The 14,453-nt window shown below is 50.7% G+C and carries 11 protein-coding genes; 9 read left to right on the forward strand and 2 right to left on the reverse strand.

From position 1 onward, the window contains the following. Nucleotides 1–25 precede the first annotated feature (25 nt). The 3 genes from rnr to Q9291_RS04760 all read left to right on the forward strand — a co-directional run bounded on the left by rnr (nucleotide 26) and on the right by Q9291_RS04760 (nucleotide 5,295). Nucleotides 26–2,425 (forward strand): ribonuclease R, encoded by a 2,400-nt coding sequence (gene rnr / locus Q9291_RS04750; RefSeq protein ID WP_306388878.1) that lies wholly within the window; start codon nucleotides 26–28, stop codon nucleotides 2,423–2,425. 294 nt (nucleotides 2,426–2,719) lie between these two features. Further along, entirely contained in the window at nucleotides 2,720–3,481 is a 762-nt protein-coding gene (rlmB, locus tag Q9291_RS04755; RefSeq protein ID WP_306388879.1) for a 23S rRNA (guanosine(2251)-2'-O)-methyltransferase RlmB, read from the forward strand. A 29-nt stretch (nucleotides 3,482–3,510) separates the two neighbouring features. Beyond that, nucleotides 3,511–5,295 (forward strand): ABC transporter ATP-binding protein, encoded by a 1,785-nt coding sequence (locus Q9291_RS04760; protein ID WP_306388880.1) that lies wholly within the window; start codon nucleotides 3,511–3,513, stop codon nucleotides 5,293–5,295. A 79-nt stretch (nucleotides 5,296–5,374) separates the two neighbouring features. On the opposite strand, the gene Q9291_RS04765 is transcribed toward Q9291_RS04760, so the two are convergent. Then, a complete protein-coding gene (locus tag Q9291_RS04765) occupies nucleotides 5,375–7,027 on the reverse strand; it encodes a pectate lyase-like domain-containing protein (RefSeq protein WP_306388881.1) in 1,653 nt (550 codons plus the stop codon). A gap of 155 nt (nucleotides 7,028–7,182) precedes the next feature. After that, nucleotides 7,183–8,673, reverse strand: a complete 1,491-nt coding sequence (mqo, locus tag Q9291_RS04770; protein ID WP_306388882.1) for a malate dehydrogenase (quinone) — start codon at nucleotides 8,671–8,673, stop codon at nucleotides 7,183–7,185. Between the two features lie 539 nt (nucleotides 8,674–9,212). On the opposite strand from mqo, the gene Q9291_RS04775 reads away from it, so the two are divergent. From Q9291_RS04775 to Q9291_RS04800, 6 genes are all read left to right on the forward strand, one after another. Next, on the forward strand, nucleotides 9,213–9,704 hold the full coding sequence (locus Q9291_RS04775; RefSeq protein ID WP_306388883.1) for a urate hydroxylase PuuD: 492 nt from the start codon (nucleotides 9,213–9,215) through the stop codon (nucleotides 9,702–9,704). Between the two features lie 60 nt (nucleotides 9,705–9,764). After that, nucleotides 9,765–10,955, forward strand: coding sequence for an aspartate aminotransferase family protein (locus Q9291_RS04780; RefSeq protein ID WP_306388884.1), 1,191 nt, complete (start codon nucleotides 9,765–9,767; stop codon nucleotides 10,953–10,955). Between the two features lie 19 nt (nucleotides 10,956–10,974). Further along, nucleotides 10,975–11,889 (forward strand): ornithine carbamoyltransferase, encoded by a 915-nt coding sequence (gene argF / locus Q9291_RS04785; protein WP_306388885.1) that lies wholly within the window; start codon nucleotides 10,975–10,977, stop codon nucleotides 11,887–11,889. 76 nt (nucleotides 11,890–11,965) lie between these two features. After that, nucleotides 11,966–13,186 carry an argininosuccinate synthase gene (locus tag Q9291_RS04790; protein ID WP_306388886.1) on the forward strand — a complete coding sequence of 407 codons (1,221 nt, stop codon included), beginning with the start codon at nucleotides 11,966–11,968 and terminating at the stop codon, nucleotides 13,184–13,186. Nucleotides 13,187–13,227: 41 nt separating this feature from the next. Further along, entirely contained in the window at nucleotides 13,228–13,539 is a 312-nt protein-coding gene (gene ppnP, locus Q9291_RS04795) for a pyrimidine/purine nucleoside phosphorylase (protein ID WP_306388887.1), read from the forward strand. A 62-nt stretch (nucleotides 13,540–13,601) separates the two neighbouring features. Then, entirely contained in the window at nucleotides 13,602–14,096 is a 495-nt protein-coding gene (locus Q9291_RS04800; RefSeq protein WP_306388888.1) for a YajQ family cyclic di-GMP-binding protein, read from the forward strand. Nucleotides 14,097–14,453 lie beyond the last annotated feature (357 nt).

The following is a 14,453-nucleotide window of genomic DNA, read 5'->3' on the forward strand; positions in this document are numbered from 1 at the left end:
GTGCATTTTAAAGGAAGAATAAATATTGTCAATCAAAAAAACAAAAACATCGCTGCGTGCGCTTGATCCATACGCACAGCGCGAATCCGATACCTATCAAACACCATTACCTAGCCGTGAACTGGTGTTGCAGTTGTTGTCTGACCAGGGCGTTCCGCTAAGCGCTGATCAGATTTATGTGTTGCTGGATATCAGCAATGATGAGCGAGATAACTTTAACCGTCGTCTGGGCGCCATGGAGCGGGATGGGCAATTGATGCGCAACCGTAAAGGGGCCTTCTGTCTGCCGGACAAGATTCATTTGATTGCAGGGACTGTATTTGGGCATGCAGATGGCTTCGGCTTTCTGGTGCCGGATGACAAGACCAAACATCCCGAAGATATTTTCCTTGGCCCCAAAGAAATGACCATGGTGATGCATGGTGACCGAGCCATGGTGCGGCTGGCGGGTGTGGATCGCAGAGGGCGCCCTGAAGGTAAGCTGGTCGAAGTGCTGGAGCGCGCCAATAAAACACTGGTTGGACGCGTTATGCGTGGGCAGGGCGTGACGATTGTGGCGGCAGAAGACAAGCGTATAAGTCAGGATATCCTGATCCCTTACCATTTGGATATGGGTGCCAAGGTCGGACAGATTGTCACTGTCGAATTGACTGAATATCCTTCTTCACATGCCATGCCCATGGGCAAGGTGGTAGAAATTCTTGGCAACTATGCCGACAGTGGCATGGAGATTGAAATTGCCCTGCGCAAACACCATTTGCCATACCAGTTTAATCCTGCGGCCATCAAGCAAGCGGAGGACTATCCAAAAACGGTACAAGCCAAAGACTACAAAGGGCGCAAGGATTTACGTGACCTTGCATTGATCACGATAGACGGTGAGACGGCACGCGATTTTGATGATGCAGTATTTGCCGAACCACAGGGCAAGGGCTGGCGTCTGGTGGTGGCGATTGCTGATGTGAGTTTTTATGTCACGCCTGGCGATGCGCTGGACAAAGATGCATTCGACCGCGGTAACTCGGTTTACTTCCCGCGCCGCGTGATTCCGATGTTGCCAGAGGCGTTGTCGAATGGCTTGTGTTCACTCAACCCGGATGTAGAGCGCATGTGTATGGTGTGCGATATGCAGGTGGATGGACAGGGCGTGGTCAAACAGTATCAGTTTTACCCTTCTGTCATGCGCTCAAAAGCCCGCATGACGTATACCCAGGTGGCCGCATTGTTACACGCTGAAGATGCGGCGCTGACAGAAGAATATGCCTGGTTGCTGCCGCACTTGCACAATTTGAACAGTGTGTTTCGCTTGATGCTGACGCAGCGCGAAAAGCGCGGTGCAGTAGAGTTTGAATCTACTGAAACCATGATGGTGTTTAATGAAAACGGCAAGATTGACAAAATTGTGCCAGTCACACGTAACGATGCACACAAGCTGATTGAGGAGTGCATGCTGGCGGCTAACGTCTGCGCCGCCGACTTTTTGCTGAAAAACGAACAAACCTGTTTGTTCCGGATTCATGAAGGGCCAACGCCGGAAAAACTGGAAGCCCTGCGACTGTTTATGGGTGAGTTTGGTTTTGGCGTTGGGGGAGGCGAGAACCCGCGCGCCAAGGATTATGCCAAGCTGATGCAGCGCATCAAATCCCGTCCAGATGCGCAATTGTTGCAAACCGTGATGCTGCGCTCCATGCAGCAGGCTGTGTACAGCCCGGATAATGTGGGCCATTTCGGGCTGGCTTATGAGGCGTATACGCATTTCACATCGCCTATCCGTCGTTACCCTGATTTACTGGTGCATCGTGCGATTAAAGCTGCTGTTGAAGGCAAGCGTTATCAGGCTAAAGACTGGCACCAGCTGGGCACACATTGCTCGATGACTGAGCGTCGCGCCGATGATGCTACTCGCGATGTGACCAATTGGCTCAAATGCTTTTACATGCAGGATAAGGTCGGTGAGGTATTCGCGGGGACCGTTGCCGGTGTCACTAGCTTCGGCCTGTTTGTGGCACTGGATGAAGTCTATGTCGAGGGCTTGTTGCACGTGACGGATCTGGGTAATGACTATTTTATTCACGACAAGGCCAGGCACGAAATGGTCGGCGAGCGCACAGGCGTGCGTTACCGTCTGGGTGACCGGATGACGGTGAAAGTGGTGCGTGTGGATATGGAAACCAGCAAGATTGATTTTACTCTGGTGGCTAAATCCGACAGTGCTGTGGATGAGAACGTAGTTGAGCCAGCACCGGAGCGAAGCAAGCCTGCTAAAGCGGCCATTGCACGGCCACCAAGGGCCAAGGTAACGGCTGCAGCTGTGAAAAAAAAGGCTTCTACGCAGCCAGCTAAAACGGCAGCCAAGCCTGCCAAGCCAAAAAACAGGCATGCGGCAGAAAAAAATAAAGGCAAACCTAAGGCAAAAGCCAGATAATACTGACTTGGCGCAGTTAAGCATGCGCAGCCTTATCGGGCGACTGACACTTGTGTGCAGTCGCCTTTTTAACCCGGATTTTACATAGGGACTTGAACGACAACTTGCCTATTTTGCACAAAAGAGATGCAAAATAGACAAGTTGTCGTTCAAGTAGATTGAAAAATCGCCTAATAGAAAACTTGGGTTTAACCCCGGATGATATGTTCTTACCGAGTCAGCAATATGCTCGCAGGCAGTCTTGAATGCTGCCCAATTGATCATCCCGGCTCATTAATATTAACAGGAGTGTGTATGGCGGAAACCCGCATTTTATTTGGATTTCACGCGGTGTTGAGCCGCATGCGTCAGCATGGCACCAGCATACAGGAAATTTTGATTGACCAGGACCGTGTAGATGCGCGTATGCGCGACTTGCTGGAGATGGCCAAGGCGCAGAATGTGCGTGTGATTCAAGTGGAGCGCCATCGTCTGGATGGCTTCATTGGCGCAAACGGCCGCCATCAGGGCGTGATTGCGCGCGTAGTAGAAACACCCATGCCGTATAAAGATATTCACGATATTCTGGAATCTGACCTCGATGAACCCCCATTTTTTCTGGTGCTGGACGGTGTACAGGATCCGCATAACCTCGGCGCCTGTTTGCGTGTGGCCGATGCCATGGGCGTCCATGCCATTATTGCGCCTAAAGACCGCTCGGTCGGTTTGAATGGCACCGTACGTAAAGTGGCGAGTGGCGCAGCTGAAACCGTGCCATTTATTGCAGTGACCAATCTGGCCAGAACCCTGCGCGAACTTAAGGAAGCAGGGGTTTACGTGGTCGGCACCACCATGGACGCGCCGAGTAACCTGCATAACACCAAACTGGAAGGGCCGATTGCGATTGTGATGGGGGCTGAAGGCGATGGCATCCGCCGCCTGACCGAAGAAACCTGTGACGCCTTGATTACCATTCCCATGTTCGGCTCGGTACAAAGCCTGAATGTCAGTGTTGCCAGCGGGATGGCGCTGTACGAGATTCGACGTCAGCGCACACTGGCAGTCAATCCCCAGTAGTGATCAAACCTTCTCCTGTGGATGCTGGCATGGGTGTAACCATCACCATCAAAGGCTTGTGGCAACAATTGCGGCGGCAGTCACGGCGCTTGTGGCTAGGGCAGTGGCTGGCGTTTTGCGGGGCGCTGATTGCGGTGCCGATTCCCTTGCTGATGCCTTTGCTGGTGGATGAAGTGTTGCTGCAACAACCCGGCAAGTTGACACGCTTGATGACCTGGTTGCTGCCCGCTGGCTGGATGGGTCCGATCGCTATTATTGTGTGCGTGACCCTGCTGACCATGAGTTTGCGCTTGAGCAGTGTATTGCTGGGCGTGGCCACCACGCGCATTTTTGTCAGTTTGTCCAAGCAGGTCACGCTGGGGGTGCGGCAAGCGCTGCTCGACAAGTTATCGCGCATCCGCATGCAGGTCTACGAAAGTCTGGGTGCCGGGCAGATTACGGCCAGACTGCTGACTGATATTGAGACGCTGGACAAGTTTTTGGGGGAGACCATTGCCAAAGTCTTGGTGGCGATTCTCAGTGTGATCGGGGTGGCGGTCGTGTTGCTGTGGATGCACTGGCAACTGGCGCTCATTATTTTGCTGCTGAACCCGTTTGTGATCGCTTTGACCATGGTATTGGGTAAAAAGGTCAAGGTCTGGAAGCAGCGCGAAAATGCGGCGTTCGAATGGCTCTCGCAATCGGTTTCTGAAACGCTGGAGGTCATGCAGCAACTACGTGCCAGCAACAGTGACCGGCGCTTTCTGGATAAAGCCAAGCAGGCCGCTGAAACCGTGCGTGCGGCAGCCACAGCCTCCGGCTGGAAATCTGATGCCTTGTCTCGTTTGTCATTCGGGGTGTTTTTATTCGGCTTTGAGATTTTCCGTGCCGTGGCCATGCTGATGGTGGTATTTTCTGACCTGACAGTCGGGCAAATGATTGCTGTATTTGGCTATCTCTGGTTCATGATGGGGCCGGTACAGGAACTGCTGTCGGTACAAGTCTCCTACTACGCCGCAACAGCCGCAGTGGGGCGCATCAATCAGGTGCTCGCTGCAGATGAGGAGCCACACTATCCGGCGCTGGTCACTGGTTTCGTTGCGCATCAGCCTGCGGCCATCAGTTTAAAAGAGGTCTCGTTTGCTTATGGAGAGGGCGACCCGATATTAGATCAGGTCTCGCTCGATATTGCACCCGGTGAACAGGTGGCACTTGTGGGTGTTTCCGGTGCCGGAAAATCGACGTTGGTGCAATTATTACTGGGGTTGTATGCCCCCAATGCCGGGCAGATACTCTTCAATGGCCAGCCGATAGAGCGTCTGGGGTATGGGCAAGTGCGTGATCATATCGGCGTGGTGTTACAACACCCCATGCTGTTTAACGACAGTGTGCGCCAGAATCTGACCATGGATCAACCCTATGACGATAATGCCTTGTGGAAAGTACTCGACGTGGCACAACTGGCACAGTTTGTCCGCGACCTGCCTGAAGGCCTCGAATCACAATTGGGACGAAGCGGTGTGCGCTTGTCCGGCGGTCAACGCCAGCGCCTGGCGATTGCCCGCATGATGCTCAAGCAGCCGCAAGTGGTGATTCTGGATGAAGCGACTTCCATGCTCGACACGCATACCGAAGCATTACTGCACAAGGCCATGCGCGAATTTCTGCATGGCCGCACCACCATCACCATTGCGCATCGCCTGTCTGCGGTGCGTGAAGCCAGCCGCGTGCTGGTGTTTGATGCGGGACGGATTATTGAAGAAGGACAACATGATACGCTGGTCAAGCAAGCGGGCAGTGTGTACCAGCGCTTGTATGGCCAGCAGGTTGTCTAGCTTTAGGCCTTATATTTTCTGACCATACTTGCTTGATAGCTCCACGCTTGCTCAGCGGGTGCCTTGAGCCTTAAAAACGTTAATGGCCAACCATTCTGACCACTTCATTGCCCGGTTTGGCAGCATCCCCTGACTGATTCAACACATGGCTGATTTCACCGGTGCCGCCCAGCGAGACACTGGTGATATGGCTGAATTGAATGTATTCACCCATAGGCGCCTCAATAGCACTGTGCAGTTTGACTGTTGGGTTGTCGTTGAAGAAACAATACACCCCCATGCCCACGGCTTTGTGATGCGTGACATGGTTTGCCACCTTATATGAGGCAAAGCCGTTTACCTGCTGATTCATCCAGTGTGCCTGGTCAGGGACGTCGTACGGGGCTTCACTCTGGTAGAAGTAAACCGCGCCGTTTTCGCCATTCCATAACGTTTGATACTGGTGAAAATGCTCGACAAACAAGCCGTACATGGTGACGTCATCGCCATTCACGATAATGCCATGTTGTGTTTTGTTGGTCTCCCAGCCGATGCCATCGCCATGGTCTGCACGCCACACCCAGAGATTATCGCCAATCACGTGGTTACTATTGATGATGACACTGGTCGTGGCATTGCCGATACCGGCACCGCCCACCCGGAAAAATACATCATGCAGTGAGACAGGATTTTTGGCGTGACTGACAGCGTTCTTGGCTGTGCCGATTTGCAGTAATACCTCTGAGTTTTTAACGCCTGCATCAAACAACACACCCGCCAGTTTGACGCCATCCACATCATCAATCGTCATGGCTGCTGTCCCGGTGATTGGCTGTAATGTTGCAATGCCCAAGCCAAGGATGACGCTATTGGCCTGGCTGATATGCAGTGGCGTATCGAGCTGATAAATGCCAGGGGTCAGCAACAGGTGTTTGCCATGCGCCAGCGCGGTATTCATGGTGCGGGCATTGTCTTGGCTGGCTTTGGCAATATAAAAGTGATCCAGTGTAATAATTTCACCCGGTACTTTTTTTTGCTGCCAGCTAATGCCTTGACTGGCTGATCTCAAGGCCGGAACAAAAACACTGTATTTACCCGAGCCATCTATGGTTAGAAAGGGTTTTTCACGCACTACGGGTGTTTGTTTAACCACAGTGTAAGGCGGGTTGGGCCACTGGGCAGAAGAGGGCGCATTGTTAACGCCCACAAATACCATGTTCCAGTTGGCATTGGTCCAGCTGCCTAATACTGAATTACGGGTGAGCCATTGTTGCTGGGTGCCAGAGTTGATTTCCTGATCAATCAGGCTGTCAGCAATAAAACCACCACTGGACCATCCACCATTGTCATCCAGCAGCATGTTTCCCTGTACATGTATGCGCCTTAGTGGCGCTGCTTGTGACACAGCCCATTGCATGGTGCCATTGTCTGGGGTCACCGAGAGGTTTTCCACAGTGCGCCAGAAGTTTTGCGTGGCGTCCCCTTCATGCCAGTTGGCCTCCACTTGTATCCCGCCTTTCAGCGCTACATCGTCAGGCAATTGTCCCAGGCCAATCAGCTGTGTATAAAAGCCGAGTTTTATTTTGTTGTGATAGGTGCCTGGTTTAAATAAAACGGCCTTGCGCGTAGTGCCAAACTGGCTGCTTTCCTGCTGTTTAAACAGTTTATCCAGCGCGGCTTGCACCTCTGCCGCAGGCATTGCAGGATCCATGATCAGCACCTGCTCGCCAAAGTCCGGTGTTTGCGCTTGCATTGATGGCGCCGAAACAGATGCGCTACAACCACTGATTCCGGCCACTATCAGTGTGGCATATATGGTTTCGAATACGGCGCTTAACAAGCGCTGCAATAGCGGGGGCTGGCGTTTTATAATCATCGTTAAAGTTGACTTAAGCCTGTACATGAAGTTCATGCCGACAAGTTTAATGTACTTAATGTATCTTTGCGCACACTGGCCAACAAGCCTGCATTATCTATCAGGGACTCACCATAAGAAGGAATCATGCCCTTCAATGTATCACGCCACTGTTTACTTTTTAGTTGGTCTGGAAAGCAGCGTTGCAACACATCGAGCATTGCCTTGACGCTGACAGATGCGCCCGGAGATGCTCCAAGTAATGCTGCCAGGCTGCCATCTTCACTCGCCACAATTTCTGTACCGAACTCCAGTTTTCCCCAATGCTGGTGGCAGCGTTTAATGATCTGCACACGCTGTCCGGCATGCGCGAGTGACCAGTCTTGGCCATCGGCATCTGGCAGAAATGCACGCAAGGCCTCCATGCGTTGAACGTGATTCTGAAATACTTCTTTAATCAGATATCTTGTCAGGTCCATATTATGGCGGCCAGCTCCCAACAAGCTTTTGATGTTCTTAAGTTTGACTGATTTGGCGAGGTCAAAGCGTGACCCCTGCTTGAGAAAGCGGGTGGTAAACCCGGCATAGGGGCCAAACAGCAAAGCAGGTTGACCATTAATCATGCGAGTATCCAGATGTGGCACAGACATCGGGGGCGCTCCTACGGCAGCCTGACTGTAGACCTTTGCATGGTGCTGCCTGACGATCGAGGGGTTGTTGCAGATCAGCCATTGACCACTGACAGGGAATCCTCCGTAGCCCTGGGCTTCTACAATGCCCGATTGCTGTAACAACGACAAGGCGCCACCGCCAGCCCCCAGAAATACAAAGGGGGTCTGTATCTGCTCAAGCTGACCAGAGTGCTTGTGCTGGGTACGAACGTGCCATGCGCGCTGACCATTGGCAGTTTTTTGTTTGAGTTTGGTCACGCGGGTACTGGTCAGTAGCTTGAAATTGGGGCGGGTTTGCAGGTAGGCCACCAATTGGCGTGTCAATGCGCCAAAATTCACATCCGAGCCATGTGCGACACGGGTGGCCGCCATATTGTCTGCGTCGTGCCTGCCTGCCATCATGAGTGGCATCCAATCGCCCAGGGTGGTTGCATTCTGGCTAAATTGCATTTCAGCAAACAGCGGGTGAGATTGTAATAGGGCATGGCGTTTACGCAGAAAATCGCTGTCTTGCTGCCCCCAAACCGCACTCAGGTGGGGTACGCGCTGGATAAATTGACCGGCATCCAATACGCCGTCTTTTACCAGACTTGACCAGTATTGCAGTGAGGTCTCAAAAGCAGCATTGATCTCGAGTGCGCGACGAATATGGATATCACCATTTGTGGACACAGGTGTGTAGTTCAATTCACAATAGCCAGCATGTCCGGTGCCCGCATTATTGAGCGCGTCCGAGCTTTCCAATGCCACATCCTCCAGTTGTTCAACCATGCAAATATGCAGGCCAGGATTCAATCGATGTAACAAAATAGCCAGTGTGGCGCTCATGATGCCGCCACCAACCAGCAGAATATCGGTTTCCATACTCGCCATGCTCAGAAATTCCCTCAGTTATCGACTAAATCAGGCTCATGCCCGAAGTGTTTTTGCTACGAAAATGCACACTGACTTGCAGTACAAACGTCTATAGTTTTGTATATGTTTTTTGTGTTTGCACATCACTAAAATTCACGCTTGCACTTGAAATTTACATCATTCTAAAAATTTTTTCGCACGGCATTATAAAACGAAAAAAGTGATGTCAGCAGTGAAACTTGGCCGACCTTGCGCGCTGGCAATTCCGACGGCTGCCAAACTTGTCAAAAAAAGGCATTTGCGGTAATCTCTAACTTTGTTTGAAAATGTTTTCAAACAGTGAGAAAAATAAATGCTGGCACATAGTTAGTGCGTTTTCGAGTAGATGAAGAGCGTGTTTGTTGTCAGTTTTGCAAGCTTATAGCGCAATGCCGTAATCGGGGGGATGGTCATGAAGAATCCATTGGAATCTATAGCAGGTACTATCATTTCAGGGGTGTTGTTAACTCTGGTTCTGGTTTTTTTTCTTAAAAATTTCATGAGCGTTGGAGGCTGAGATGGAACTCGTTCCTGCATTGGCCCGATGGATTCATTTTTTGGCTGGCATCACTTGGGTAGGCTTACTGTACTATTTTAACCTGGTACAAATGGCAGCATTGAAAGATGCGGCCGTTGACGGAACGGCTGCTGGAATCTCCAAGCACATTGCGCCGCGCGCATTGTTCTGGTTTCGCTGGTCGGCACTGGTCACCTGGTTGGCCGGCGCAGCCTTGCTTGGAGCGCATTTTACTGATGCATTTATGTTGCGCAACGGGTTTGATGGTATCGGCATTGGTGCATGGTTAGGGACGATCATGCTATTTAATGTCTGGGCACTGATCTGGCCTAACCAGAAAAAAATATTAGGGATGGTGGCTGCGGACGATGTAGCCAAGAATAAAGCACGACGCATTGCGATGCTGGCTTCTCGTACCAATATGATGCTTTCCATCCCAATGCTGTTTTTTATGGCGAATGGTTTAAGCCATCGCGCGGTACTCGGTTTTTAGCGGGTTTAAGACGTTTACGGCGGCTTAAGCCGCCGTTTTTGTTTTTCAAAGGTAATACTTATGCATTCAGAACATTTAATGAACACGTATGGCAGGCAACCAGTCACTTTTGCCAAAGGCGAGGGCGTCTGGCTGACAGACACTGCCGGTGATCGCTATCTGGATGCGTTGTCAGGCGTCGCTGTGAACGGCCTGGGGCATGCACACCCCAAGTTTGTGGCCGCGCTTAATGCTCAGATTGCCAAGCTGATTCATGTCTCCAATATTTACCAGATTGCCGAACAGTCTGCGCTGGCAGATAAATTGGCAGATTTATCCGGTATGGATAACGTGTTTTTCTGTAATTCCGGCTGTGAAGCGAATGAAGCGGCGATCAAGCTGGCGCGCTTGTATGCTCACAACAAAGGCATTGACCATCCCGAGATTATTGTCATGGATCAGAGCTTTCATGGCCGAACCATGGCAACATTGTCCGCAACCGGTAATCGCAAGGTACAGGCAGGCTTTGAGCCTCTCGTCAGTGGTTTTGTGCGTGTTCCATTTGATGACCTGGATGCGGTCCGGGCGGTTGCTTCTCGCAACAACCATGTGGTGGCCATTCTGGTAGAGCCTGTTCAAGGCGAAGGCGGGATTCATATCCCTGCTGACATGAAGGCTTATTTCCAGGGGCTACGCGAGATTTGCGATGCCAATGGCTGGTTGCTGATCTTGGATGAAGTGCAGTCCGGGATTGCCCGTACCGGGACCTGGTTTGCCTTTCAACACACAGGCATCCTGCCTGATGTAATGACACTGGCCAAAGGACTGGGGTCCGGGGTGCCGATTGGCGCCTGTGTCGCGCGCGGTATCGCTGCTGAGACCTTTACCCTTGGCAAGCATGGATCGACCTTTGGTGGTAATCCGTTGGCCACAGCTGCCGGCCTGGCCACGCTGGATATTATTGCCGAGGAAAAACTGCTTGAGAATGCAGAAGACACCGGCAACTACATTCGTCAGTTGTTTGCGCAGGCGTTCAAAGATACGCCCGCGGTGATCAATGTACGCAATGCGGGCATGATGATCGGCATTGAACTGGACAGGCCTTGTGCAGAGTTGGTCAAGCAGGCGTTGGCTGCAAAACTGCTGATTAACGTGACGTCTGAAAGAGTGGTGCGCTTGTTGCCGCCACTGATCATGAATAAACAGGAAGCAGAAGAGTTGGTGCATCGGCTGGCGCCACTGATTTTAAATTTTATCAAGGCGAGTGCCTGATCCATTGATTGGTAACATCATGAGTATTAAACACTTTTTGCAGTTTAACGACCTCACGCGTGACGAGATCGAACACATCTTTGCCCGCGCCAAGTGGATTAAAGCGCAGTTTAAAGATTACCAGCAGTATTGGCCGCTGGTAGACCGTACGCTGGTGATGATTTTTGAAAAAGCCAGTACGCGCACCCGTTTGTCTTTTGAGGCAGGCATGCAGCAGCTGGGTGGCTCGGCCATTTACCTGAATACACGCGACTCACAATTGGGGCGTGGCGAGCCGGTAGAGGATGCAGCGCAAGTGATTTCTCGCATGAGTGATATTGTGATGATCCGTACTTTTGAGCAAAGCATTATCGAGCGTTTTGCCCAAAACTCGCGTGTGCCGGTTGTTAACGGCCTGACCAATGAATATCATCCCTGCCAGATACTTGCCGATATTTTTACTTTCATTGAGCACAGAGGCTCGATTCAGGGTAAAACCGTGGCCTGGATAGGCGACAGTAACAATGTGTGCAATACCTGGTTGCAGGCCGCAGAGGTGCTGGACTTTAATGTCCATGTATCGACGCCACCTGGCTACGAGGTGGAGCCGGAGCGTGCCAATTTGTATGGCACCGATCACTTCGAGTCATTCAGCGATCCGATGGAAGCTGCCCGGGGTGCCGACCTGGTGACCACGGATGTATGGACCAGTATGGGCTTTGAAGCCGAAAACGAAGAGCGTCGCAAGGATTTTGCGGACTGGCAGGTGGATGGCGACATGATGAAAGTGGCCAAGCTTGACGCGGTATTTATGCATTGCCTGCCTGCGCACCGCGGTGAAGAGGTGTCTGCCGAAGTGATTGATGGTGCACAAAGTGTTGTGTGGGATGAGGCCGAGAATCGGCTGCATACCCAGAAGGCTCTGATGGAATATTTGTTGTTGGGCAAGGTTTAAGTTTGGTAAAAGCGTGCGTCAGGCTGGTATCGCCTGGCATGCACGCGATAACGATTATTTTTAGGACAATGTAACAATGAGCGAGATTAAAAAAGCCGTATTGGCGTATTCCGGCGGGTTAGACACCTCTGTGATTTTAAAATGGTTGCAAGACACCTATCAGTGCGAAGTCGTGACTTTTACCGCCGACCTCGGGCAGGGCGAAGAACTGGAGCCTGCACGCGCCAAGGCAAAAGCGGCTGGTGTCAAAGAGATTTTTATTGATGATGTGCGCGAAGAGTTTGTGCGCGACTTTGTGTTTCCCATGTTCCGAGCCAATACCGTGTATGAAGGCGAGTATTTGTTGGGCACCTCGATTGCACGCCCGCTGATCGCCAAACGCCTGATTGAAATTGCTGCACTGACCAAAGCCGATGCTATTTCGCACGGGGCGACAGGCAAAGGCAATGATCAGGTGCGATTTGAGTTGGGTGCCTACGCCTTAAATCCGAATATCCAAATTATCGCCCCCTGGCGAGAGTGGGATTTGCTCAGCCGTGAAAAATTGATGGCTTATGCTGAAAAACATGGCATCCCGGTCGATATGAAGCACAAGCAAGGCGGCAGCCCCTATTCCATGGATGCCAACCTGTTGCATATTTCCTATGAAGGCCGTCATCTGGAAGACCCGGCGGCTGAAGCAGAAGAAAGTATGTGGCGCTGGACAGTGTCTCCAGAAAAAGCACCGGATACGGCAGAGTATCTGGACCTGGAGTACGTCAATGGCGACATTGTCAGCATCAATGGTAACGCCATGAAAGCACATGAAGTGCTGGCTTTCCTTAATACCATAGGCGGCAAACACGGGATTGGTCGTCTGGATCTGGTAGAAAATCGCTATGTCGGCATGAAGTCACGTGGTTGCTATGAAACGCCGGGCGGTACCATCATGCTCAAGGCACACCGTGCGATTGAAAGCATCACCCTGGACCGTGAAGTGGCGCACCTGAAAGACGATTTAATGCCACGCTACGCCAGCATGATTTACAACGGTTACTGGTGGAGCCCTGAGCGCATTGCCCTGCAAACACTGATAGACCACACGCAAAGCAGCGTTAACGGCTGGGTACGCGTCAAATTGTACAAAGGCAACGTGATTGTCGTTGGTCGTGACAGCAAAACGGATTCATTGTTTGACTCCACGATTGCCACGTTTGAAGACGACAAAGGCGCTTACGATCAAAAAGATGCGGGCGGCTTTATCAAGCTCAACGCATTAAGAATGCGTATTGCAGCCAATTTGAAAAACAGAAAATAAGCATATCAACATACAGATAATCGAGCGATAAGGAAAAGACCATGGCGCAATTTGACAATGTCAGCGTGAAGAAAAAAGCAAATATCTACTTTGATGGCAAGTGTGTCAGCCACACTGTGCTGTTCCCCAATGGTACACGCTGTACCGTGGGTGTGATTTTCCCAAGCACACTGACGTTCAATACTGGCTCACCTGAGCTGATGGAAATCAATGAAGGCGTGTGTAATGTACGCCTGAAAGATGAAGAGCACTGGACGACTTACAAAGGCGGTGAGAAGTTTACCGTGCCTGGCAACTCTTCATTCGACATTGAAACAGTTGAGACCGTCGATTACGTTTGCCATTTTGAATAATTGATTTGAAATGAATGCCTGGCGTGGCGTTGAGCGTTCACGCTGGCAATTGAGAGGTACACATGCCAAGTTTTGATATTACTTCTGAAGTCGATAAAGTCGGCATGAAAAACGCGATTGATACTGCCGGTAAGCAGATTACCAACCGCTACGACTTTAAAGGCACCTCAGCCAAAATCGAGTTCAACGAAAAAGACAACGTCATCACCATTTCTGGCGATAACGACTTTCAGCTTGATCAGATCAAAGATATTTTGTTACCTGCCATGGAAAAGAAAGAACCTGAATCTTCCAAGCGCCTGGAGCACAAGGATGTGCAAAAGGTCGGTGGTAACAAAGTGAAGCAGGATTTACGTGTGCGCGATGGCATTGACAGCGATCTGGCTAAAAAAATCACCAAACTGATCAAAGACAGCGGTATGAAAGTACAGGCCAGCATTCAGGGCGACACGGTGCGCGTGAACGGGGCCAAACGGGATCTCTTGCAAGAAGCCATTGCCTTTGTTAAAAAAAGCATCAACGACTTTCCTCTGCAGTTTGGTAATTTCCGCGACTAAATTTCGTTTTACACTTTAATGAGTCTTGGTGAGCGCCAAGACTCATTGAATACAAAGGATCAATCTCGATACTGTGTATTCAATTGGATCTAAACCCTTATACCCAAGCGCTATATTTGCTCAATATCTCCTTGAGAATCAGCCTGAATTCGTGAATTTTTTATGAACAAAAAATATATTCATTAATTCTTCTACTTTTTTAATTATTTGTTAGATTTGACAAATGAAATGTATGAATGCAAGACCTCGTATCATGTCATTGCTGAACAAAAATCTCCGACAAGCCTTACACTATTGCCTGTGATTGAGTCAGCTGAGTCGAGTGACATCGGCTAGACTTTAGGCCAATAATATCAA

The sequence above is a fragment of the Methylophilus aquaticus genome, assembly GCF_030769565.1.
Taxonomy (GTDB): domain Bacteria; phylum Pseudomonadota; class Gammaproteobacteria; order Burkholderiales; family Methylophilaceae; genus Methylophilus; species Methylophilus aquaticus.

What these genes read in the sequence shown, in the direction of transcription:
- argF (WP_306388885.1), top strand. Translation starts at nt 10,975, where the DNA reads ATGAGTATTAAACACTTTTTGCAGTTTAACGACCTCACGCGTGACGAG.
- Q9291_RS04800 (WP_306388888.1), top strand. Translation starts at nt 13,602, where the DNA reads ATGCCAAGTTTTGATATTACTTCTGAAGTCGATAAAGTCGGCATGAAA.
- rlmB (WP_306388879.1), top strand. Translation starts at nt 2,720, where the DNA reads ATGGCGGAAACCCGCATTTTATTTGGATTTCACGCGGTGTTGAGCCGC.
- ppnP (WP_306388887.1), top strand. Translation starts at nt 13,228, where the DNA reads ATGGCGCAATTTGACAATGTCAGCGTGAAGAAAAAAGCAAATATCTAC.
- mqo (WP_306388882.1), bottom strand. Translation starts at nt 8,673, where the DNA reads ATGGCGAGTATGGAAACCGATATTCTGCTGGTTGGTGGCGGCATCATG.
- Q9291_RS04780 (WP_306388884.1), top strand. Translation starts at nt 9,765, where the DNA reads ATGCATTCAGAACATTTAATGAACACGTATGGCAGGCAACCAGTCACT.
- Q9291_RS04775 (WP_306388883.1), top strand. Translation starts at nt 9,213, where the DNA reads ATGGAACTCGTTCCTGCATTGGCCCGATGGATTCATTTTTTGGCTGGC.
- Q9291_RS04760 (WP_306388880.1), top strand. Translation starts at nt 3,511, where the DNA reads ATGGGTGTAACCATCACCATCAAAGGCTTGTGGCAACAATTGCGGCGG.
- Q9291_RS04765 (WP_306388881.1), bottom strand. Translation starts at nt 7,027, where the DNA reads ATGCAAGCGCAAACACCGGACTTTGGCGAGCAGGTGCTGATCATGGAT.
- Q9291_RS04790 (WP_306388886.1), top strand. Translation starts at nt 11,966, where the DNA reads ATGAGCGAGATTAAAAAAGCCGTATTGGCGTATTCCGGCGGGTTAGAC.